This is a genomic window from Micromonospora sp. WMMD1219 (genome assembly GCF_049315215.1).
GTDB lineage: Bacteria > Actinomycetota > Actinomycetes > Mycobacteriales > Micromonosporaceae > Micromonospora > Micromonospora tulbaghiae.
The window spans coordinates 1,924,963-1,946,298 of the sequence record NZ_CP186057.1; the positions used below are offsets into that span (position 1 = coordinate 1,924,963).

At 69.7% G+C, this 21,336-nt stretch carries 15 protein-coding genes, 2 tRNA genes and 1 pseudogene; 10 read left to right on the forward strand and 8 right to left on the reverse strand.

Annotated features, from left to right (window positions below; translation table 11 throughout):
• Positions 1-296 precede the first annotated feature (296 nt).
• Positions 297-1,829, forward strand: coding sequence for a peptide deformylase (locus ACN27C_RS09305; protein ID WP_120572624.1), 1,533 nt, complete (start codon positions 297-299; stop codon positions 1,827-1,829).
• Positions 1,830-1,897: 68 nt separating this feature from the next.
• On the opposite strand, the gene ACN27C_RS09310 is transcribed toward ACN27C_RS09305, so the two are convergent.
• The gene (locus ACN27C_RS09310; protein WP_120572625.1) at positions 1,898-3,019 is read right to left on the reverse strand and encodes a globin domain-containing protein; all 1,122 of its coding nucleotides are present in this window, start codon (positions 3,017-3,019) and stop codon (positions 1,898-1,900) included.
• A 122-nt stretch (positions 3,020-3,141) separates the two neighbouring features.
• Between ACN27C_RS09310 and ACN27C_RS09315 the strand changes: the two genes are divergently transcribed.
• Positions 3,142-3,915 carry a CPBP family intramembrane glutamic endopeptidase gene (locus tag ACN27C_RS09315; RefSeq protein ID WP_252451648.1) on the forward strand — a complete coding sequence of 258 codons (774 nt, stop codon included), beginning with the start codon at positions 3,142-3,144 and terminating at the stop codon, positions 3,913-3,915.
• 127 nt (positions 3,916-4,042) lie between these two features.
• On the opposite strand, the gene ACN27C_RS09320 is transcribed toward ACN27C_RS09315, so the two are convergent.
• Entirely contained in the window at positions 4,043-5,233 is a 1,191-nt protein-coding gene (locus ACN27C_RS09320; protein WP_422750940.1) for a hypothetical protein, read from the reverse strand.
• Between the two features lie 710 nt (positions 5,234-5,943).
• Here ACN27C_RS09320 and ACN27C_RS09325 point away from each other — a divergent pair.
• Together ACN27C_RS09325 and ACN27C_RS09330 are read left to right on the forward strand one after the other, a co-directional pair.
• Positions 5,944-6,034: transfer RNA gene (locus ACN27C_RS09325), tRNA-Ser, on the forward strand.
• Positions 6,035-6,070: 36 nt separating this feature from the next.
• Positions 6,071-6,146, forward strand: a tRNA-Arg gene (locus ACN27C_RS09330).
• Between the two features lie 239 nt (positions 6,147-6,385).
• Here the strand turns inward: ACN27C_RS09330 and ACN27C_RS09335 are convergent.
• The 5 genes and pseudogenes from ACN27C_RS09335 to ACN27C_RS09355 form a co-directional block, all read right to left on the reverse strand.
• Positions 6,386-7,006 carry a response regulator gene (locus tag ACN27C_RS09335; RefSeq protein WP_422750941.1) on the reverse strand — a complete coding sequence of 207 codons (621 nt, stop codon included), beginning with the start codon at positions 7,004-7,006 and terminating at the stop codon, positions 6,386-6,388.
• Entirely contained in the window at positions 7,003-8,337 is a 1,335-nt protein-coding gene (locus tag ACN27C_RS09340) for a sensor histidine kinase (protein WP_422751600.1), read from the reverse strand. The genes ACN27C_RS09335 and ACN27C_RS09340 overlap by 4 nt, the downstream gene beginning before the upstream one ends.
• A 6-nt stretch (positions 8,338-8,343) precedes the next feature.
• Positions 8,344-9,108: an ABC transporter permease gene (locus ACN27C_RS09345; protein WP_422750942.1), complete on the reverse strand. Its 765-nt coding sequence runs from the start codon at positions 9,106-9,108 to the stop codon at positions 8,344-8,346.
• A 3-nt stretch (positions 9,109-9,111) separates the two neighbouring features.
• Positions 9,112-10,044, reverse strand: coding sequence for an ABC transporter ATP-binding protein (locus ACN27C_RS09350; RefSeq protein ID WP_422750943.1), 933 nt, complete (start codon positions 10,042-10,044; stop codon positions 9,112-9,114).
• Between the two features lie 285 nt (positions 10,045-10,329).
• Positions 10,330-11,943 (reverse strand): annotated as a pseudogene (locus tag ACN27C_RS09355) (ABC-F family ATP-binding cassette domain-containing protein); the annotation flags it as partial.
• A 444-nt stretch (positions 11,944-12,387) separates the two neighbouring features.
• On the opposite strand from ACN27C_RS09355, the gene ACN27C_RS09360 reads away from it, so the two are divergent.
• Positions 12,388-13,452, forward strand: a complete 1,065-nt coding sequence (locus tag ACN27C_RS09360) for a polysaccharide deacetylase family protein (protein WP_422750944.1) — start codon at positions 12,388-12,390, stop codon at positions 13,450-13,452.
• 307 nt (positions 13,453-13,759) lie between these two features.
• Here ACN27C_RS09360 and ACN27C_RS09365 read toward each other — a convergent pair whose 3' ends face one another.
• Positions 13,760-15,481 (reverse strand): BTAD domain-containing putative transcriptional regulator, encoded by a 1,722-nt coding sequence (locus tag ACN27C_RS09365; protein WP_422750945.1) that lies wholly within the window; start codon positions 15,479-15,481, stop codon positions 13,760-13,762.
• A gap of 918 nt (positions 15,482-16,399) precedes the next feature.
• Here ACN27C_RS09365 and ACN27C_RS09370 point away from each other — a divergent pair.
• Genes ACN27C_RS09370 through ACN27C_RS09390 form a run of 5 tightly spaced genes read left to right on the forward strand, consistent with a single transcriptional unit; the run spans position 16,400 to position 21,191 of the window.
• A complete protein-coding gene (locus tag ACN27C_RS09370) occupies positions 16,400-17,620 on the forward strand; it encodes a hypothetical protein (RefSeq protein WP_422750946.1) in 1,221 nt (406 codons plus the stop codon).
• Complete coding sequence (locus ACN27C_RS09375; RefSeq protein ID WP_252454752.1) at positions 17,617-18,891, forward strand: MFS transporter; 1,275 nt, start codon at positions 17,617-17,619, stop codon at positions 18,889-18,891. Before ACN27C_RS09370 ends, ACN27C_RS09375 begins: the two co-directional genes overlap by 4 nt.
• A gap of 22 nt (positions 18,892-18,913) precedes the next feature.
• Positions 18,914-19,621, forward strand: coding sequence for an SRPBCC domain-containing protein (locus tag ACN27C_RS09380; protein ID WP_422750947.1), 708 nt, complete (start codon positions 18,914-18,916; stop codon positions 19,619-19,621).
• A 10-nt stretch (positions 19,622-19,631) separates the two neighbouring features.
• On the forward strand, positions 19,632-20,138 hold the full coding sequence (locus ACN27C_RS09385) for a flavin reductase family protein (RefSeq protein ID WP_350816480.1): 507 nt from the start codon (positions 19,632-19,634) through the stop codon (positions 20,136-20,138).
• A gap of 24 nt (positions 20,139-20,162) precedes the next feature.
• The gene (locus tag ACN27C_RS09390; protein ID WP_120572633.1) at positions 20,163-21,191 is read left to right on the forward strand and encodes an aldo/keto reductase family protein; all 1,029 of its coding nucleotides are present in this window, start codon (positions 20,163-20,165) and stop codon (positions 21,189-21,191) included.
• The last annotated feature ends 145 nt before the right edge of the window (positions 21,192-21,336 follow it).

Genomic DNA, 21,336 nt, shown 5'->3' on the forward strand with positions numbered 1-21,336 from the left:
GTCCTGTCGCCCTGCGGTCGGCGCCTGCCGTCGACCCAAGCTAAGGCTAGCCTAACCACCCTCCCGGCGGGAGGGGAAGAGGTACCGCGGCGTCGCGGGGAGGCCCCCGTCACTCCACGGCCGTGGCGTACTACCCGGCCTCGGAGACGGAAAACGCCGCCGGAGAGCCGGCGGCGGACGGCGTAAGGATCGACGTACGCCGCTGAAAAGTCAAGGTGAGTGTCGAATACGAGGCAGTTTCCGTACACGTTCGGCCACCCAACGTGAAAATGGTCTTCCCGCGTACGAGGAAGCTGATGACGACCTCACCGATCGAGCGTGCCGCCGACTCGTTCGCGGCCGAACTCGCCCGGCACCGGACCGGCCGAGGGCTGTCCAAGAAGCAACTGGCCACGATGATGGGCTTCGACCCGTCCTACGTCAGCCACGTCGAAGGGCGCCGGCACCGGCCCACCGAGGACTTCGCCCGCCGGGCCGAGGCCGTCCTGGAGGCCAGCGGCGCGATCTGGCAGCGCTTCCGGGAGTACGACGAACTGCGGCACGGCCGGACCGGCACCGCGCACCGCGATCCACCCGTCCCCGGTCAGTGGCTTCCCCCCGGCACCGGCCTCGTGGTGGAACGGGAGGTGGCCACGCTCACCCACACCGGTGACGGCTACCACTGCGCGATCCGGCGGGAGCTGTACAACGCCGGCACCGAACCGGTCACCCGCTACCTGGTCCGGGTCGCCGTCGACCGCTACCCCAACGACCCGGGCCGCTCCAACCGGCACCACCGGGAACACCCGCTCACCTTCGCCGAGCTGCAACTCAACGCCTACCGGGACGACGGCAGCGGACGCGAGCCGATGCACTGGCGGGCCAAGCACGACCGGGACGCGTTCAAGGAGATCTGGCTGCTGTTCGAGAACGACGAGGGACGCTTCCCGCTCTACCCCGGCGACCGGGTCACCATCGAGTACGCGTACCGCGTTGGCCGGGACAAGTGGGGCCCCTGGTTCCAGCGGGCCGTGCGCCTGCCCACCCGGCACCTGGCGGTGCGGCTCGACCTGCCCGCGGACCTCGACCCCAAGGTGTGGGGCGCGGAGACCTCGCTGTCGGCGGAGGAGGGGCCGCTGCGTACCCCGATCCAGCGTTCGGTGGACGGCGGCCGGGTGGTCTTCGACTGGGGGACCGACGACCCGCCGCTGAACGCCCGCTACCGGATGCAGTGGCGGTTCCGCAGCCCCGAGCCGGACGCCGAACCGGACAGCGCGCCCAACGGCGGCGGCCGGGTGCGGGCCAGCGACCGGATGCGGGCCGTGGGCATCGTGCAGCGCGGCGACGACCTGCTGCGGCAGCGGGCCCGCCAGTTCGACCTGCCGGCCGACGAACAGCACGCCCGGGAGGTGATCGACCGGCTCGCCGGGATGCTGGTCCGCCTGGACGAGCTGCACCCGTTCAGCAAGGGCGTCGGCCTCGCCGCGCCCCAGCTCGGCATCGGCTGGTCCGCGGCGCTCGTGCGCCCGGCCGACCGGGCCGCCGACCCGGTGGTGCTGCTCAACCCCCGGGTGGTGGACGCCGCGACCGAGACCGACGAGCAGTACGAGGGGTGCCTCTCCTTCTTCGACCACCGCGGCCTGGTGCCCCGGCCGCTGCGGATCGACGTGGAACACGCCCTGTGGGACGGCAGCCGGGTGATCACGTCCTACGAGTACGCGATGGCGCGGCTGGTCGCGCACGAGATCGACCACCTGGAGGGGCGGCTCTACGTCGACCGGATGGCACCCGGCGTCCCACTGGTGCCGGTGGAGGAATACCGCGAGACCGGAACCCCCTGGCGTTACTGAGAAACGGGGGGCCGGGTCGCGTGCCCCAGGGGGCGGGGGCACGCGACCCGGCTCGGGGGGAGCAAGGTTCAGAGGTTGCCGAACGTGTCGTACCGGATGTGGTCCGGCGGGACGTCGTCGGCGGCGAGCGCCCGCAGGGTGGCCCGGACCATCGCGGCCGAGCCGGAGACGTAGCAGTCGTGCGTGGTCCACGGTCCGTACCGGGTGACCACCTCGGAGACGTCACCGAGTTCGCCGCCGAAGTCCGGGTCCTCGCTGCACGCCGACGTCACCGACAACCACGGGTGGGCGGCCACCAGTTCCTCCAGTCCGGGCAGCCCGTACAGCTCGTCCGGGCGGCGGGCGCCGTAGAAGACGTGCACCCAGCGGGTCCGGTTGACCCGGGTCAGCTCCTCCACCAGCGCCTTGATCGGCGCCAGGCCGACGCCGCCGGCCACGCAGAGCACGTCCCGGGTGGACTCCGGGTCCAACGTCATCGAGCCCATCGGCGCTGCCACCCGCAGCAGGTCACCCGGCTTGGTGCGGCGCACCAGCGCGCCGGACACCCAACCGGCCGCGCCCGGCGGCGTCCGGACGTGGAACTCCAGCACGTTCTCCTCGTTCGGAGCGTTCGCCACCGAGTACGTCCGCCACACCCGCGGGTGGTAGCGGGGCACCTCCACGCTCACGTACTGCCCGGCCCGCCAGGGCAGCGGATCCTGGAGCGCGCGTACGGTCAGCACCGCCGTGTCCGGGCCGTGCCGCTCGTGCGTCAGCACCTCGGCGTGCCAGAACGGCGGGTTCCCGTCGGATTCCGCACCGGCCAGCATCCGCGCGCTGATGCTCGCGTACGCCTCCCGCCACGCCTGGTCGTACTCCAGGTTCCAGCCGTCCCCGGCGGTGCTGCGCAGCGCGTCGAGCAGCGCGACGCCCATCGTCGCGTAGTGCTCGGCCGCCACGTGGTACTTGCGGTGGTCCCGGCCCAGCGCCCGCAGGTACTCGTCGAAGCTCTCCGGGTCGCCCACCGTCTGGGTGGCGGTGACGATCGCCTCCAGGATGCGGTCGCCCTGGCCGTTCATCTGCACCGGGAAGAGCTTGCGCAGCTCCGGGTCGAGGAGGAACAACCGGGCGTAGAAGTGACCGCTGAGCCGCTCCCGGTGCTCCTCGACCAGGGTCCAGCTCTCCTTCAGCAGCCGCGCGAAGTTCTCCACAGGGGCACGCTCCTTCTCCGTACGGGCGGATCGGCCCCCATAGAATGTCCACGGAGCGTGTACGCCGGTCGCACAGACTGTGCGACCGTCCGGCCCGGTCGCCGAAGTGCTTTCATGGTCCGGTGACGGTTGACGAGCTGGCCCGCCCGGTCTCCCGCCGGATGCTGGGCACCGAGACGCTGCTCGTGCTCGGTCTGTCCCTCGGCCAGTCGGCCGTGTACGCACTCGTCTCGCTGATCGCGAAGCTGACCGCGACCGGTGGACTGTCCAAGCAGACCGCCGCCCTGAACACCTCCGCGTCGGCCCGCCCGTACCTCGACCTCACGTACCAGCTGCTCGGCATCGTCTTCGCGCTGCTGCCGGTGCTGCTCGCCGTACACCTGCTGGCGCGTGACCCCGGCGACCCGGCACGGACGCTCGGCGTCGACTTCCGCCGGCCCGCCTCCGACCTGGCCCGCGGCGCGGGCCTGACCGCGCTCATCGGCCTGCCCGGGCTGGCGCTGTTCTGGGTGGCGGCGCAGCTCGGCCTCAACGCCACGCTGGTCCCGGCCGCGCTGCCGGACCTCTGGTGGACGGTGCCGGTGCTGATCCTCGCCGCCGTGCAGAACGCCGTGCTGGAGGAGGTGATCGTGGTCGGCTACCTGATCACCCGGCTGCGGCAGCTCAACTGGCGGATCGGCGCCGTGCTCGCCACGAGCGCCCTGCTGCGCGGCTCGTACCACCTCTACCAGGGCTTCGGCGCGTTCGTCGGCAACGCCGTCATGGGCGTGATCTTCGGGCTGTTCTACCTGCGCACCCGCCGGGTGGCCCCGCTGATCGTCGCGCACACGCTGCTCGACATCTTCGCGTTCGTCGGCTACGCGATGCTGCCGAAGTCCTGGTTCGACTGGCTCTGACCGCGGCTGCCGGCATGCCCGGCCTGGTGGCCTCGTGGGCCCGGCACGATCGTCGGCTTGCGCCGGATCGGCGAGGTGGCGGTATCGCGGCCTGAGGAACCCCGCCACCTCGCCGAACGTGTGTCGATCAGGCGCGGCGTGGCCGGTACCGGGCGACCGCCCGCGCGGCCACCCGCTCCGCAGTCGCCGTACCGCCCGTCGCGGCCGCCAGCGCCGCCGCCCCCGGCAGCAACCGCGCGGCCAACCGCAGCCCGAGCCAGCCGCCCGCCTGCGCTGCCACCGGCGTGGCCAGCCGCCAGGCCGCCTCCGCCACCCGACCCCACGGACCCTCCGCCGGAGAGTCGGCCGCCCGAGCCGCCGCCAGCGCCGCCCGCGCGGTGCCGTCGTCCGGGTGCACCAACGTGAGCACCAGCAGCTCGGCCGCCCGATCCGGATGCGCCGGATCCCGCCCGTACGCCGCCGCCAGATGCAGCACCAGATTCGCCTGCGTCCACAGCACCGCCGCCAGCTCCGCGACCGGCGCGAACAGCCCGGCACCCGCCGCCAGCGCCCCACCCGCACCGGCCGTCCGGACGAACCGCCGGGTCGCCAGCCGGGCCACCCCGTCGGCGTCCGCCTCCGGGTAGGCCCGCCGGACCTGATCCACCCAGTCCCGGGCGCGCGGCCCGAGCACGTCGACCGCCGCCAGGGCCAGCAGCTCCGGCGCGAACCCGGGGTGGTCGCGCAGCTGCGGCCCCACCGCCCGCCAGCCCTCCATCGGGGTACGCGCGAAGCCGGGCTGTCCGGGCTTCTGCTCGAGGACGGCCGGCTCTGCCTGGGGTGTCCGATCGACGGTGGCTGGCTCTGTCTCGGGGGTCCGCTCGATGACGGCCGGCTCTGTCTCGGGCGCTTGGTCGGCGGCCGGGGGCTCGGATGCGGAAGCGGCAGGCTCCGGGGCGGCGGGCGCGGTCGCCGAGACGGTGGTGGTCTCGGAGGCCGGCGCGGCGGCGGCCGGTGCTGCGCGCTTCGCACGCTTCGCCGGGCTCGCCTTCTCCGCCGCGGGCGCGGCCTTGACGGGCCGGCGGGTCCGGCCGGGTCGAGGCGCGGTGGCCGGTTTCTCCGCCGCGATCGGCTCGGTGCCGTCGGGCTCCCGCTCGCCGGCTCGCGGCCCCGGTGCGGTGAACGTGGGTTCGACCGGCGCCTCCGGCTCGGGAGACGGTGCCTCCGGCTTGGGGGACGACGCCTTCCGAGCGGTCTTCTTGGCGGCCGGAGCTGCCTCCTTCGCGCCCGGGGCGGCCTTCTTGGCCGCAGGTGCGCGGCGCGTCCGCTTCGGCGTCACCTCCCCGGCCGATGGTGCGTCTGAACCGGTCGGCGGCTCGGTGACCGACGGCCCTCCAACTGGACGCCGCTCCGCTGTGGCGGACACCTCATCCGCCGTCGATGCGGCCTCCCCGCCTCCTGCCCGACGTGTCGCCGCTGCGGGGTCGCGTTCTCCGGCCCTCGGAGCGGGCTCCCCTGGTACCGGCGGCGGCTCAGTCGTGCCCGGGTCACCCGATCGGGTGCCGGGCGTGGCAGGTCCCGCCGCCTTCTGCTCTGCGGCAGACGTACCCGGATCGGTTGTGGAAGAGGTGGGGGTGACTTGCGCTGCGGGCGGCGTACCGGGACCGGTTGCCGAGGGATCGGCGGCCGGACGCGGGCGCGGGGCCGGCGCTGCGGCGTCGGCCGGCGTCGGCGGCTGGAAGACGACTGTGGGCGCCGACCGGCGCGGACGCCGGGGCGCCGGCGTGTTGCTCGTCGCGTTCTCCGCGGCGGGATCCGGCGTCGGTGGGTTGAACGTCGGTCGTGGGGAGCGGCTCCGCCGGGCCTTGGCTGCGGGCTCGCGACGGGGCGGATCGCTCGGCGGCTGCTCCTGCATATCGATGGAGCGTAGCCGTGGACGTGATCTGGCACACGACGGAAACGCGGTGGCGAGGGCCGGTCCCGGTATCCGCTTTGCCCCGGGAGGGTGCGGGCCTGTATCCTCGGGCGCGGTGACCTCAGGGTCACCAGGGAGACTTCGCCTAGTCTGGTCTATGGCGCCGCACTGCTAATGCGGTTGGGGTCTTAAAGCCCCTCCCGGGTTCGAATCCCGGAGTCTCCGCGCGAAAGCCGGTTGTGTAGACTGGCCGAGCACCAGGCGCCCGTAGCTCAACGGATAGAGCATCTGACTACGGATCAGAAGGTTAGGGGTTCGAGTCCCTTCGGGCGCACCAAAGATCAAGGCCGTGACCTGCGGAAACAAGGGTCACGGCCTTCTTCTTTTCCCCTTTTCGCCTCCGCGTACGGACCACTACGCGCTACGACCGTGCCCGCCGGAACCTCGATCGGCACCCTGACCGACGACCTCTGCACCCCGTCTGCGAAGAGCCGCACTACCGCAACCTGGCGTCGTCCATCCCGATCTGGATGCCGCTCGCGACGAACCTGCCGTGCGGGCGGCCGGCTGCGGACCTCAGGTGAGTAGGCGGCGACGGTAGCCCTCGGCGACCGCCGACGCTCGATCACGTACCCCGAGCTTGTCGTAGATGTGTTGGAGATGGGTCTTGATGCTTGCTTCGCCGATGAACAACGCCTTGGCGGCGTCGCGATTCGAGTTGCCGTTCGCGACCAGTTGCAGCACCTGCTTCTCCCGATCGGTCAGTGTGCTGGCGCTGGGCCGCCGTATCTGCCCCATGAGGTGCTGCGTCACCGACGGCGCGAGCACCGACTCGCCGCGCGCGGCCGCCCGGACCGCCCGCATCAGCTCGTCCGGCAGAGCGTCCTTCAGGAGATAGCCGATCGCGCCCGCCTCGATCGCCGGCAGGACGTCGCTTTCGCTGTCGAAAGTCGTCAGGACCAACACCCGGACGTCCGGGGTCCGCTCGCGCAGGGTAGCGGTCGCGGCGACGCCGTCCAGCACGGGCATCCGCAGGTCCATGAGCACGACATCGGGCACCAGCGCCGTCGCCCGCTCGATACCCTCGGCGCCGTCGCCGGCCTCGCCTACCACGACGATGTCCTCGGCGTACGCGAAGGTGTCGCGCAGGCCGCCCCGCACGATCGGATGGTCGTCGACGATCAACAGCCGGATCATCGGTCGGTCTCCTCCTTCGATGCGGCACCCCCGGGGGTGATCGCCGGAACGCGCGCACTGACGGATGTCCCTTCACCCGGTGCGCTCTGTACCTCCACGTGGCCGCCGACGCCCCTGATGCGCTGCCGCATGCTGGTCAGGCCGAATCCGGTGCCGGTCGCTGTCGTGAACCCGCGTCCGTCGTCACGCACGTCGAGCAGCACCTCGGTGCCCGTGTAGGACAGCGTGACGCCGACGCGGGAGGCCGCGGCGTGCTTCGCCACGTTGGTCAGGGATTCCTGCGCGACGCGGAAGAGTGACACCTCGATGGCGGGGCTCAGCGGCTCGCTGTCGCCGGTGACCTCCAGATGTGCTCGCATCCCCTCGTCCCGTGACCAGCGCTCGGTGAGTGTGCGGAGCGCGTCGGGCAGGTGAGCCCGGGCGAGATCCTGTGGAGCGAGCGCCCGCACGGACCGCCGGGCCTCGGTGAGGCTGCTGCGCGCGAGCTGGAGCGCGCGGGTGACGTGCTCCTGCGTCTCGCCCCGCACACTCGCGGACCGCTGGGCGGCCTGCAGTTGAGTGATGATGCCGGCGAGGCCCTGCGCCAGCGTGTCGTGGATCTCACCGGCCAGTCGCTGCCGTTCGTCCTGGGCGCCGGACTCCCGGGCCTGGGCGACCAGTTGCGCGTGGAGCCCGGCGTTCTCGTGCAGCGCCGCCTCGAGTCGCTCGACGAGTCTCTCCCGCTTGCGTTCCTCCGGCTCGCTGCGCGCGGTGAGCAGGATGCCCGCCCCGATCGCCGCGGTCTGCACGGCGACGATCAGGATGAACTGCGCGAGAGCCTCCGGGGCGGGGTCCGCCCACACTCCCATCGCCGAGCCGTTGAGGGCAACGGAGGTGGCCAGGACTCCGAGCACCCCCACCGGCCACGGCTTGAGCAGGTAGGCGTGGAAGAAGCCCGCGATGGTGAAGACGAGGAAGATGTCGGAGTACGTCATGAGGGTGACGCACAGAGCGAGCAGTCCGACGACGTAGACGGCCATCGGCATCCGCCGCAGCGTTCTCCTCCTGATGGGCAGTGTGTGCCCGAACAGCACCCACGGCACCGCGACCATGACCAGTGCGAGCACGGACGCCCCCGCCGGCCAGAAACGTTCACCGGAGGTCGGCAGCACCCACGCGAAGTAGATCGCCGTCGAGATCGTCAACAGCAGCCACGGTGTGAACAGATGCAGCAGGTCCCAGACCCGCAGCTGCTCCTCTTTCCAGGCCAACCGGGAGCGATTCGCGATCTCTGCCTCTTCCGCGACGGCGGAGGGATGCGTAGGGGAGCCGGCCCCGGCAACTCGGGTCATCGTCACCTATTCCCAGCGGAAGAGCTTCGCGGCGACCGAGCTCAGGATCACTGCGATGCCCGCCATTATGGCAATCTGCAGCCAGAAGGGCTGCCCACCGGCGGTGGCGGTGATCTCGCCCGCTTCGGCGGACCACGCCGTGGTGAGAGCCTGCAGACCGGGCGGGACGAACTCGCCGGCCTCGCGCAGCAGGTCGGGCATGAGGGTCCGGGGCAGGAAGGCCCCGCCGAAGAACATCAGCGCCACGAACAGCAGGGTGCCGATCTGGTTTGCGGCACTGCTCGTGCGGACCACCGCCGCGGAGATCATGCCGAGCCCGAGCAGAGCCGCATACCCGACGAGGACGGCGACCGCGAGCTCCACGGGCCGCGCGGGCGGCGCGATATCCAGCACCGCCCACCCGGCGAAGATCATGAGTGCCGCGGAGACGACCACGGAGGCGAACGCGACGATCATCTGCGCGAGCAGGATGGTGCGTGGATGCGCGGGAGTGGTCGACACCCGGCGCAGGATGCCGCGCTCCCGATACGTCGTGATCACCGCCGGGACGTGCTGCACGGCGATCATCACCATCGCGAACACCAGTGCGGTCGGCGCCCAGATGTCGATGGGCCGGAGCCCGCCGGTCTCCGGGGACGACTCCCGCAGCGCCGGGATGGCACCCAGCCCGAGCAGCAACCCGGTCGGGAACAGCACCCCGAAGAGGACGGTGGCGGAGTCACGCAGCAGGAGTTTCGCCTCAATTTTGATCATGTTCGTGAGAGCAGGCATGAGTCAGCCCTCCTTCCGGAACGGTTCTGGAGATTGCGGGGCGCGACCGGTGAAGGCCACGAACGCGTCGTCGAGGTTGCGCCGGTCGAGGCGCAGGTCCTCCGCCACGACCTGCGCCCGGGCCAGAGCCCCTGCGACGCTGCTCAGCAGCTGTCCACTGCCGGTGACCAGCCAACGGTCATCGGTGATCGCGACATCGGTCACGTCGCGAAGCTCGGTCAGGACCCTCTTGTCGAGCGGCTGCCGCACCCGGAACCGCACCTGCTGCACCGTGCTCGCCTGCGCTATCAGTCCGGCCGGCGTATCCACCGCGGCAACCCGGCCACCGTGAATGACGGCGATCCGGTCGCTGAGGCGCTCCGCCTCGTCCATGAAGTGCGTGACGAGAAGGATCGTGACGCCCGTGTCTCGAACCCGCTCGATGAGGCTCCAGGTGTCGCGCCTGGCCTGCGGGTCCAGTCCCGTCGTGAGCTCGTCGAGAATCGCGACCTTCGGGTTGCCGACCAGCGCAAGCGCGATCGAAAGCCGCTGCTTCTGCCCGCCCGAGAGCGCCTTGTACCGCGTGTGGCGCTTCTCGGTGAGACCTAGGAGCTCCATGAGCTCGCGCCAGTCGGCGGGTTTGCGGTAGAAGGAGCTGTAGAGTTCCAGCGCTTCGGCGACCTTGATCGCGTCGGGGAAGCTGCTCTCCTGCAGCTGCACGCCGAGTCGTTCACGTACCTGCGCCCGGTCCTCGATCGGGTCGAGACCCAGCACAGAGATCGTTCCCGAGTCGGGTGTTCGCAAACCGGCGATGCACTCGACGGTTGTCGTCTTGCCGGCGCCGTTGGATCCGATGATGCCGAAGATCTCCCCCTCTTCAACGGCGAAGGAGACGTCGTTGACGGCAACCTGCTGGCCGTAGCGTTTGTGCAGGTGTCGTACCTCTAGCGCGGTCATGCCGCGAAGTTACGGCCGCACGGCACCCGCCACGTCGACCGTCGCGTCGAAGCTCGGGTTGATTCCCGCCTCCACCGATTGGTGGATCTACCGCACCTTCGTCGGGTGATCACGAGGATGAATGCTCAACGGCGGTCACATTTCCGGCGACAGCCCAGGTGGCGGTTGGCGTGTCTCTGCGTTCCCGCCTCTCCGTCCGTGGCGCTCATCTCCCGGCGGATCGGGCAGACGCACGAGCCCGCCCGGTGCCACATGGATTCGCCGTACCGATGCGGAGGCCCCCGCCCGCTCGCGCCACCGTCGATCGTGGGTGACGGTAAGGACAGCGCCGGTGTAGTCGGGCAACGCGTTCTCCAATTGTTCGAGGAGTTCCGGAGCCAGGTGGTTGGTGGGTTCGTCGAGCAGGAGAACGTCGCTGGGACGGGTGACGGCCAACGCGAGTTCAAGGCGCCGGCGTTGCCCGACCGAGAGGTGTGCCACTTGCCGATGCAGGTCGTCGGGGTGAAACAGGCCGATCCGCAGCAGTTCGTCGGCGGCGTGGTCCCGGTATGTGCCCGTGCCGGCGGCGAAGGCGTCGAGGAGCGTCGCTCGCGAACCGTGGGTGATGGCCTGCCGCAGCCAGGCGATGCGTAGGCCGGATCGGTGCCGGACGGTTCCCTGCGACAGTGCGAGTTCGCCCGCCAGCACCTGCAGCAGGGTCGTCTTCCCGGCGCCGTTGGGTCCGGAGATCAGCAGCCGGTCGCCGGCCGACACGTCCAAGGCATCGAGCCGCAGACTCGGCCCGTCACCGTTCAGCCGGACACCCTCCGCACGGATCAGGACGGCCTTCTCGTCGGCGGCCGCCGGCTCGGCGAAGGAGGGTGCGAACCGGAGCGGATCGGCGGGTCGCGGTGCAGGGTCCGCGCGCAGCCGGTCGATCCGACTCTTCGCCATCCGGATACGGCCCATCGAACCGTGGTCGCGGCCACGAGCCCGGAACGCGGCATGGCCGAACAACGCACGCCCCATCTTCCGCGGTATCGCATCGAGCCGGAAGGCGTTGGCGGTGACGAGGGCTTCCTGACGGGCGAGGTCGTGTCGCCACGCCTCGTACTCGTGCAGCAGCCGGCGCTGCTCGCTCGCGCGCGCGGTCAGGTATCCGGCGTAACCGTCTCCGTATCGGCGCAAAGCGCCGCGTTCGATGTGCACGATGTCCGTGGCGAGACGGTCCAGGAGCACGCGATCGTGGGTCACCACCACCAGCGCGCCGCGGTGCGTGGCCAGGCGGTCCTCCAGCCAGGCGATGCCGGTGTCGTCGAGATCGTTGGTTGGCTCGTCGAGCAGCAGCAACTCCGCCTCGGACGCCAGGGCCGCGGCGAGCGCCAGCCGCGCCCGCTCGCCGCCCGAGAGAGTGAGTACGGGCCGGGACCGATCGAGATTGCCCAGTCCGAGCCGGTCGAGGTCGGAGGCCAGCTTCTGGTCGAGCTGATATCCGTCGCGGGCCTCGAATCGGTCCATGGCCGCGCCGAGCTCGGCGGACAGTGCGTCTCGCTCGTCGGAGCCCGCCTGCGCCAACTGCTCCGCGGCCCGCAGGACCTCGGCCTCGAGCTCACGGATGTCGGCAAGCAGGTCGTCGAGTGCGTCCGCAACGGTCGCGCCGGGCCGGAACCGGGGTTGCTGTTCGGCGAACGCAACGCCGCCGGGAAGTTCGACCATCCGTTCACCGGCGGTCAGCCGCAGCGTGCCGGCAAGTGCGCCCAGCAGCGTCGACTTGCCGGCGCCGTTGTCGCCGATCACCGCGATCCGTTCGGCCGGGCCGACCACAAGATCCACGTCGGCCAGGACCACCCGCTCGGCGAACCGGACGGTTGCGCCGCGAATCGCACAAACCCGATGCGGCCGGGACGGTGGAGGTTGAATGTGGGTCACGAGAGCTCCTTCCCGCGACACGCAGCCGAGGAAGCCTGCCGTCGCGGAAGACGCGCTTGTCAAGCGCATGGATGTACGGGAACCTCGCGCGACCAGCGAATCAGCCGAGCAGCGCGCGTAGGACCCACCGCGGAGAAAAACTCGACGCGGCGTCCCGTACTAGCGAATCAGCGTGCCCACGATCAACACCGTAGCAGAACGGGTGCTGAGGGAGACACCGCCGCAGCACGTCGAGTACGCGTTGACCGCCCTCGGTTCGGCGTCGCAGGAACCGTCGACCAGCGACCACCCGACCAGCCGGTCTTCCGGAAAACTTCCGGAAAATCGTTGACGTGTTCGAAACGCCGCTGCAATACTCCGAACGCGTCGACATCAATCCTGGTCGATTGAACCCATGCGTCGTCAGGTGTCACCCGTCCCAAGGAGGACCTGCGCATGTACGCCAGCACCGGCGGCTCCCGCCGCCCGTCCGCCCCCCGAACATCGCGTCTCACCCGGTTGGCCGTGCTCGCCTCCACCGTGGCGCTGAGTGCCGCCGGTCTCGCGGTCGCCGCCACTCCGTCCAGCGCCGCCACCTGCAACGGGTACGTCGGCCTCACCTTCGACGACGGGCCGACCGGCAGCACCAGCGCACTGCTGTCCGTGCTGCGTGCCAACGGCGTACGGGCGACCATGTTCAACGTCGGGCAGAACGTGCAGAGCAACCAGTCCGCCGCGCGGGCCCAGGTCGACGCGGGCATGTGGGTGGCCAACCACAGTTGGAACCACGCGCACATGACCTCGATGAGCCAGAGCCAGATGCAGTCGGACCTCTCCCAGACCAACTCGGCGATCCAGGCGGCGACCGGCGTCCGGCCGCAGTTGTTCCGCCCGCCCTACGGGGAGACCAACTCGACCCTCCAGTCGGTCGCCACGTCGCTCGGCCTGCGCCAGGTGATCTGGGACGTCGACTCCCAGGACTGGAACGGCGCCAGCGTCAGCCAGATCGTCTCCAACGCCAGCCGCCTCCAGGCCGGCCAGGTGATCCTGATGCACGACGGCATTCAGAACACCCGCGACGCGATTCCCCAGATCATGGCCAACCTGAGCAGCCGCAACCTCTGTCCGGGCATGATCTCACCGAGCACCGGCCGAGCGGTGGCCCCGGACGGCACTGCGCCGCCGACCACTCCGCCGCCGACCGGCACGCCGACCACTCCGCCGCCGACCACTCCGCCTCCCACCGGCGGGTGCACGGCGACGGCGACGACCCCCAACGTCTGGGGTGACCGGTACAACACCTCGGTGACGGTTCAGGGAGCCAGCAACTGGACCGTGGTCGTGGCTCTGACCCCGCCGCAGCGGGTCTCCACCACCTGGAACGGCTCCCCCAGTTGGGACAGCACCGGTTACGTGATGACGATGCGGTCCAACGGCAGCGGCAACACCTTCGGCTTCACCACGATGATGAACGGCAACAGCAGCGCCAGAGCCCAGATCCGATCCTGCACCGCGGGCTGATCCCGGTGGCCCGCCCAGGTCACCAAGAACGGGCTCAGGTGGGTGTGGTCGACCAGGTGGCCCTACGGTGAACGGCACAGCACGTCCTGTGTGGCCGATCGGCGCCCCGACCAGTAGGTACTCAGCCGCTTGTCAGGCACGCGGAAGCACTCAGCGACACGTGCGAAGGGATGATTGAACAGCGTAGAGACAAGGGTTCGAAGCGCCTTCGGCGCACTCACATGATCAAGGCCTCTGACCAGCGTATCCACTGGTCAGAGGCCTTGATCTTTTCTGCGGCCTGGGACAGCGCCGACCGCCGGTCGGATCAGACCGATACGCCAGGACGTCGTCGACGAACCTGGCCTCTGACGAACTCCAGTCGGTCGCACGTCCTCTCCAGGACGGTCGCCCTGGCCTCCGCGTCGTCCTCGCTGAAGGAGCGTTCACGCCCGAAGGCCAGGACCATGTCGAGGCACCGGTAGGTCGTCTCACCCGATGTGGCAACGGCGGCCGGGATCAGGAAGTGTGCGTCCGCCAAGTCGTCCAGCAGGTAACCGGCGTCCGTGGTGGAAGTTCCCTCCAGCGCGGCGGCCGTTTCGGCGGTGAGTTCCGCGCAGCCGAGTAGGCCGATCTTGCGCAGGAGTCCTCGCGGCCCGGCACCCAGCGCACGGTAGCCACGCTCAAGAACCGCCCGCACCGTACGGTCGCCGATGGTGAGTTCGTGGAGCAACCGGTCGCGGTCGGCGAGCCGTTCGGCGACTCGCCTGATCGAGCCCTGCCCGTTGATGATCCGGGCGGCCACGATCTCCAGCGCGAGCGGGAGACCGCCGCAGCGGTCGAGCACCTCGCGGGTGGCCCAGGGCTGGGCTTCGAGAAGGTCCCTGCCCACACCTCGTTCCAGCAGGCTGCGCGCATCTGCGGGGGCCAGCGGCGTGAGCTTGATCGACTCCCAGCCGGGCTGGCTGACATCCCAGGACGAAGTGGTGATGATGAGCGCGCATCCGTCGCCGGCCGGCACCAGCGGCTGGACCTGCCGAAGGGAGCCGGCATCGTCCAGGACGACCAGGATCCGCTTGCCTGCGGTCAGGGTGCGGAAGCGGCCGGCCCGCTCCTCCAAGCCGGGCGGCAGGTCCATGTCGCGTAGCCCGAGCGCACGCAGGAACATGCCGAGCACGTCCTCCGGGTGGGCCGGGTGGCCGTGCTCGCCCGTCAGCTTCGCGAACAGCTGACCGTCGGGGTAGGAGTCCGCTATGCCGTGTGCGGCGTGAACGGCGAGCGCGGTCTTGCCGATGCCGCCGAAGCCTGCGAGCACCGCGACCGGGGAACGGTCCTCGGTAAGGGCACGACGAATCCTGCGGAGTTCGGCCTCTCGGCCGTTCAGCACGGTCGTCCGTGGCGGCAGCTGCCGGGGCACGACCGCGTCCTGCAGTCCCGCCGTGCGGCTGTGATGGAGTGTCGGATCCTGGGCGAGGATCCGCCGGTGAAGCCTCTCGAGGTCTTTGGCCGGCTCGACTCCGAGCTCCTCACCGAGCCGGTGACGCAGACTCCGGAAGACCTCCAGGGCCTCGCTCTGTCGTCCTTCCCGGTAGAGCGCCAGCATGATCTGGCCGTGATAGCGCTCACGCAACGGGTTGTCCACGATCGCCTTGCTCAGGTCCGGGATGACCACGTGGGACCGGCCCAGTTCCAGCTGGACCTCGACGTGCTCGGCGAGCGCCGCCAGACGTAGCTCCTCCAGTTCCGCCGCAGCCTCCCGGAAGTACGGGGTGTCGAAACCGGCCAACGCCTCTCCCCGCCACAGTGCGAAGCCGGACGTGAAGTGTGTCGCCGCTTCCTCCAGAAGGTCTTCCCGCACGGCGGTCCGCGCCTGCTGCACGTGGAGTTGAAAGGAGTCCGAGTCGACGTCGTTCTCGGTGACAGCGAGGGAGTAGCCGCCGCTCTCGTCCCGCGTGACCGGGACGCCGATCTTGCGGAGGTGGTGAATCGCCTGCTGGATCTGGTTGCGCGCGCTGCGGGGGGAGTGGTCGCCGTACACCGCGTCGATCAACGCGTCGTCGGGAATCGTGTGTCCGCGCCTCAGTAGTAGGCAGGCAAGAACTGCCCGGGGTCGCCTGCCCGTGATCGCGACAGGTCCATCTTCGTGGCTTACGAGCAGCGGGCCGAGAATACCGAAGCGCATGGAGGCTGTTTGTCGGATGTCAATGTCAGCACGCAATGTCGCGTTCCCTCCGGTGGGCAAGGCTTGCGGCCGATTCGCCGTACTGGACGTGCGAGTTAGCGCGGGCTACCAGGGAGAGGAGAGCGGAGCGGTCAGAACCTGCCCAGGCTGAAGTGTGCCGTTGCCGGCAGGGCACTCAGGAGGCAGGGAAGATCGTCACCACTGCCGAGCGGCGTCTGTGTACTGCCGTCGGCGCCGACTGCGGTGCGACACGCTGAGACACACCCGTGCTTTGGAGCATCGGATGTCAGATGGAACGCTTATTCGTCTGGAAATGGTCACCAGAAATCCCTCCCCCGTTTCAACGACTTTAACATCGGCTCGCCGGCCGTGCGACCCGGTTCGGGCCGGCGCGAACAGGCATTGGCTCACGCCGAATGGTGTGTGAGCAGCCGGGCGGCGGGGACGGCCTGGTTCGGCGACCGCCGGGATTCCCACCTCACGTGGCATGGCCCGGGCAGCCGCTTCTTCGCTTGAAAAAGCGCCGCGAAGCGGCCACAAAGCTCGCCTACCTAGGCTCATGTCCGAGAGTTGCGATGGCTCGTCAGTGATGCGGCAGGCCGCCTGCAGCTCTCTGGGACTGTCCAATCTAGCAGGTGGGGAGGTGTTCTGACATGAGCGAGGTCTACTTCAGCGAGGTCTACTGAGTCGCCGCAAGACCTGACTCAGGTTGAGGCGGGAGAAGCCCTTCGGAAGGGCTTCTCCCGCTTCGCCCCTCTTCTCACGCCCGCTCTCAGAGGACGACCGATGTCGAACCTGCACACCTACCCCCGCCACGACGACATCGCGTGGACTGACCTGGACTTCCCGCCCCCGGTCGAGCTGGACACCGTACGACTGCAGCGGGTCTGGAGCGCCTGGTTCACTCTGACGCCGACGGTCGGAGGGCCGCTGTGCGCGGAGAGCACGCCCCTGCTGCTGGCCCTGCTGCGCGACCAGACGCGTGAGGTCCTGCCGTACTGCTCACTGATCCTCCAAGGCGATGCGCGCTCGTGGCTGGTCCGGCAGGCGAGGAACGACGCGTTCCTCGGCCAGTCTCCTGCGCAGGTGGCCGAGCAGACCGGGCTGGAGGCATGGCGGTTCCTGAGCGACCAGGTCGCGGCCTGGGCGGACCAGTCCGTACCGCGGCGTGCCGTGCTTCTCCGGCTGCTCACCCAGCTCGGCTTCTACAACCTGGCGTGCGAGCTCGCCGAGAAGGAGCCAGGGCTGGCGGATCCCGCCCGTGACCACCTGGACTACGAGATCGCCCGGGCTCTCCGGCAACACCTGCGTGGCAGCGAGACGCCGGCCGACACCTTTGCCCGGGTGGCTACCGGCGGACGAGTTCCGTCCCTGCGAGTGCTGGCGAGCACCCAGCTCATCTCGATCCTGCTGCGGGATCGTGACGGCGAGCGTGGCAGTGGCTACTGGACCTCGTACGGCGAGGCACTGCTGCCCCTCCTGTCCGAGGAGGAGCCGTGGGTGCGGGCGCTGACCCTCAGCCGATACTGGCGTGCCGCGGCGTTCCACCAGATCGCCGGCAAGGACGTCGAAGCTGCCCGGGCGGCGATGGAAGCTGCCGTCACGGCGGGCGACGAGGCGGAGAGCCTGGCCGCCACGTCGCAACAGTGGCACGCCGCCGTCGAGAACACCCGGTTGCTCATGGACGTGACGGTGAAGGCGGGTCCGGCGGTCTTCACCACCGGCCGATTGGGCGCGGCTGCCCGTCGGTTGCTCGACCTGGACGGTAACGAACCGTCGGCCCGTTTCTTCGTCGCGGCCTGGAGACAGCGCCAGGGTGATCTCCAAGGCGCCGCTGCGGAGTTCGAGCGGGGCGCCCAACTCGGCGCGTTGCGGGGTCCGGGCTGCGCCTACCGTGCGGTGCAGTGCCACCAGGAACTCGGTGACGAGGAGGCCGCCGACCGCGCCACCCGGTTGCTGCTGGAGCTCGACCCGGCGGCAGAGGTGCCGAAGAGGGCGGCCCGATGACGACGGCACAGAAGGCGCAGCCGACGAACGTCCGGCTGGGGCGCAATTTCTGGCTCCTGTGGAGCGGGTGGTCGATCTCGAGTGTGGGTAACGGCCTGACTGTAACGGCACTCCCCCTGCTGGCCGCCGACCTGACGAGTGATCCCTCCACGCTGTCTCTGGTCGGCATCGCGGACAAGCTGCCCTGGCTGCTGCTCGCGCTGCTCGGCGGCGTCTTCGCCGACCGTTGGGACCGCCGTAGGGCCATGTGGCTGTCGGATGCGCTGCGGTGCCTGCTGCTGAGCCTGCTGGTCGTTGCCGTGCTCGGAGACTGGGTCTCCATTCCACTGCTCATGGTGGTGGCCTTCACCGTCACGGCCATCGAGACGGTCTACGACAGCTCGCGGGCGGCGATCCTGCCGATGGCTGTGTCGCGGGACCGGGCCACACTGGAGCTTGCCAACGGCAGGCTGATGACGGCCAACACGACCGCGCTGAAGTTCGTCGGGCCGGCGCTGGGCGGGTGGCTGTATTCCCTGGCTCGAGCCTTCCCGATCGTCATCGACGCGATCAGCTTCGCGCTCAGTGCGATCTTCAGCTTCCTGATGCGTGGTGACTTCCGCGCGGGTGACAACCAGACGACCAGAGGTCCGCGGCGGGGAGCGATGCGGGCCGAGATCGCGCAGGGGGTCCGCTGGCTGGCCAGGCACCGAGTCCTGCGCACGTACACGCTCGTCGCCGGATTGACGAACATGTGCACGGTCGGTCAGCTGGCCATGCTGGTGCTCTATGCGCGGCAGGTCATGCATCTCGACGACGCGGCCTACGGCCTGCTCCTTGCGTCCGTGGCCGTCGGCAGCGTGACCGCCGGCTTCACCTGCCGGATGTTCACCAGCCGGCTGGGCCCCGCGCGCTCGGCCTTCGGCGGGACGTTGATGGGTGCCCTCGGGTTCACCATCCTGGGATTCACCAGCGAGATCCCGCTCGTCGCGCTGGGGCTGGCCATCACCGGCTATACGGCGATGACCTGGAACGTGACCACGGTCTCCATCCGGCAGGCCATCGTGCCCCAGGAGTTGACGGGCCGGGTGAGCAGCGTCAACCGGCTCGTCGCATTCGGTCTGATGCCGGTCGGCATCTTCCTGGCCGGTCAGATCGCGTCGCACTTCGACCTCGACACGGTCTACCGAGCAGGCGGAATCTTCGCCGCAGGTGTCTCCCTGATTGCTCTGTTCAAGATCTCGAACGCACAAGTGGAAGAGGCCGTGAGAACGGCCACCGACGGCAACTAGCCCTCGGATGACAGATGCGGAGATGGCAATGCTGAACACCTCGACGGAACGTGAGATCAAGGTGGGTCGGGACCGGGTCTGGGCTGCGTGGAACGACCCGAAGGAGGTCAGGGCTTGGCTCAATCTCATTGACGGCGAGATCCCGAGCCGGCCGGGTGAGGCCCTGCGATGGCAGTTCAACCGAGGAGGCCGGGTCGACCTCGTGTTCACGGCCACCCTGCGCGAGGTGGTGCCTCAGGAATCCTGCGTCTACGACTGGGACGTGCCGGGCAACGACGAACCGACCCGGGTGGTGGTCACGTTCGTGCGGGTGGACGAGGACCGCACCAAGGTACGGCTCACTCACTCGGGCTTCAACGAGTCACTGCGATCCCGGCTGGAGTTCGACGCGTACGACCACCACTGGTGGCACTACCTGGAGCGGCTCGCCGCATACCTTGAGCACCGGCCGTTCCAGTTCCACAAGACGATCACGCCGCCGAAGACCGGGATCATCCCCCTCGGGGTGGCTCCGGAGACCGGGATGGTCGTCGCGGACGTGGCCATCAATTCGGCAGCCGAGTTCGTCGGCATCGGGCCCGGCGACGAGATCCGGGCCATCGACGGCATCGAGCTGAAGGAGATGGAGGACTTCCACCGCTGGCTGGACGACGCCGAGGCAGGGCAGACCGCGACCTTCACCCTCAAGGACCGGACGGTCGAGTTGGTCCTCCGGCCGTTCACCTCCTGACAGAGCCGAGATGGTCTCGGCGGCGGAGTTCCGGACCGCGCTCGCGCGGTTTCCCAGCGGCGTAACGCTGATCACGACGCGAGGAGGCCGTGAAGGCGCTCGCGGGCTCACCGTGAGCGCCTTCTGCTCCGTGTCCCTGGAGCCCTCTCTCGTCCTCGCCTGTGTGGCGCGGTCGGCACGGACCTTGCCCGTTCTGCTCCGGGCAGGGCGTTTCGGGGTGAGCCTCCTCGGTGCGCGACATCGCGGTCTGGCGCATCTGTTCGCCTCGACAGCCACCGACAAGTTTCAGGGTGCCTGGACAACGCTGGTGCCGGACGGCTGTCCCGTCCTGCCGGACGCCGTGTTCGCGATGGAGTGCCTCGTCCACAGTACGTTCACGGCCGGTGACCATGAGGTGATCATCGGGGCGGTCGAGGCGGTCGCCATCGGTGATGAAGAGGCCATAGTGTTCCACAACAGAGCAATGCGCCACCTCGGTGAACCGATGTCGGCAGAGCCGGTGGCGGTGCGTCCCTGAACCCACGAGAGGCTGGACAGATCCATGGAGCATCGTCGGCTCGGTCGTAGCGGCTTGATGGTCAGCGAGATCACCTATGGCAACTGGCTGACTCACGGCGAACTGGCCGGTCGTGAGGAGGCGCTGGCCTGCATCCGGGCGGCGCTCGACGCGGGGATCACGACCTTCGACACCGCCGACGTGTACGCCCAGGGGGCCGCTGAGGAGGTGCTCGCGGAGGGTCTGCGCGGGGCGAGGAGGAGCTCCCTGGTGATCACGAGCAAGGTCTGCCTGCCCACCGGCGACGGGCCGAACGACAAGGGGTTGTCCCGCAAGCACGTCATGGAGTCCTGCGAGGCGTCCCTGCGGCGGCTCGACACCGACTACCTCGACGTCTACCAGGCCCACCGCTTCGACGAGGGCACCCCGCTCGACGAGACCCTGATCGCCTTCGACGACCTGGTACGCCAGGGCAAGGTGCTGTACCTGGGTGTCTCCGAGTGGACCGCGCCGCAGATCGAGGCTGCTTTCACCATGGCGGGGGAACTCGGGCTGCGGAGCCGGATCGTGTCCAACCAGCCGCAATACAACATGCTCTGGCGGGTCATCGAGCCGGAGGTTCTTCCGCTCTGCGTGCGCCAGGGTGTCGGCCAACTCGCTTTTCAGCCGCTGGCTCAGGGTGTGCTCACCGGAAAGTACCGGCCCGGTCAGGCCTGGCCCGAGGGTTCGCGGGCGGCGTCGGGCGGTCGAGCTCCCCGGTTCATCAACCGGGTCCTGGGCGAGAAGGTGCTCCTCGCCGTCGAGGAGTTGCGTCCGGTCGCCGAGGCGTCCGGGCTGTCCCTCGCACAGCTCGCCATCGCCTGGGTGCTGAGTAGGCCCGGAGTCGCCTCCGTCGTCATGGGGGCCACCAGGCCGGAGCAGATCAGGGAGAACGTGACGGCCGCGGGGAAGCCGCTCGATGAGGGCGCGCTGAGTCGGATCGACGAGGTGCTCGGCGGTCTGGTCGATCGTGATCCGACGAAGACGGCCCAGATGATGGCGGTGAAGCCGGACTGGGCCGGATCAGCTGCCTGACCCCGGCGCGAGCGGGTATGGCTCATGCAGTCCACCGGTGGTTGGCCGGCCGCAAAGGGCCGGCCAACCACCGGCAGTGCACCCGATGAGTCGACGGCAACACGGCTCGGTGCCATCGCCGCGACCATCTGGATCGGGAGGGCGC

Excerpts from the sequence above, each read along its gene's own strand:
- ACN27C_RS09305 (WP_120572624.1), top strand. The coding sequence starts at position 297 with ATGACGACCTCACCGATCGAGCGTGCCGCCGACTCGTTCGCGGCCGAA.
- ACN27C_RS09335 (WP_422750941.1), bottom strand. The coding sequence starts at position 7,006 with ATGATCCGGCTGTTGATCGTCGACGACCATCCGATCGTGCGGGGCGGC.
- ACN27C_RS09340 (WP_422751600.1), bottom strand. The coding sequence starts at position 8,337 with ATGACCCGAGTTGCCGGGGCCGGCTCCCCTACGCATCCCTCCGCCGTC.
- ACN27C_RS09345 (WP_422750942.1), bottom strand. The coding sequence starts at position 9,108 with ATGCCTGCTCTCACGAACATGATCAAAATTGAGGCGAAACTCCTGCTG.
- ACN27C_RS09350 (WP_422750943.1), bottom strand. The coding sequence starts at position 10,044 with ATGACCGCGCTAGAGGTACGACACCTGCACAAACGCTACGGCCAGCAG.
- ACN27C_RS09360 (WP_422750944.1), top strand. The coding sequence starts at position 12,388 with ATGTACGCCAGCACCGGCGGCTCCCGCCGCCCGTCCGCCCCCCGAACA.
- ACN27C_RS09370 (WP_422750946.1), top strand. The coding sequence starts at position 16,400 with ATGTCGAACCTGCACACCTACCCCCGCCACGACGACATCGCGTGGACT.
- ACN27C_RS09375 (WP_252454752.1), top strand. The coding sequence starts at position 17,617 with ATGACGACGGCACAGAAGGCGCAGCCGACGAACGTCCGGCTGGGGCGC.
- ACN27C_RS09380 (WP_422750947.1), top strand. The coding sequence starts at position 18,914 with ATGGCAATGCTGAACACCTCGACGGAACGTGAGATCAAGGTGGGTCGG.
- ACN27C_RS09385 (WP_350816480.1), top strand. The coding sequence starts at position 19,632 with ATGGTCTCGGCGGCGGAGTTCCGGACCGCGCTCGCGCGGTTTCCCAGC.
- ACN27C_RS09390 (WP_120572633.1), top strand. The coding sequence starts at position 20,163 with ATGGAGCATCGTCGGCTCGGTCGTAGCGGCTTGATGGTCAGCGAGATC.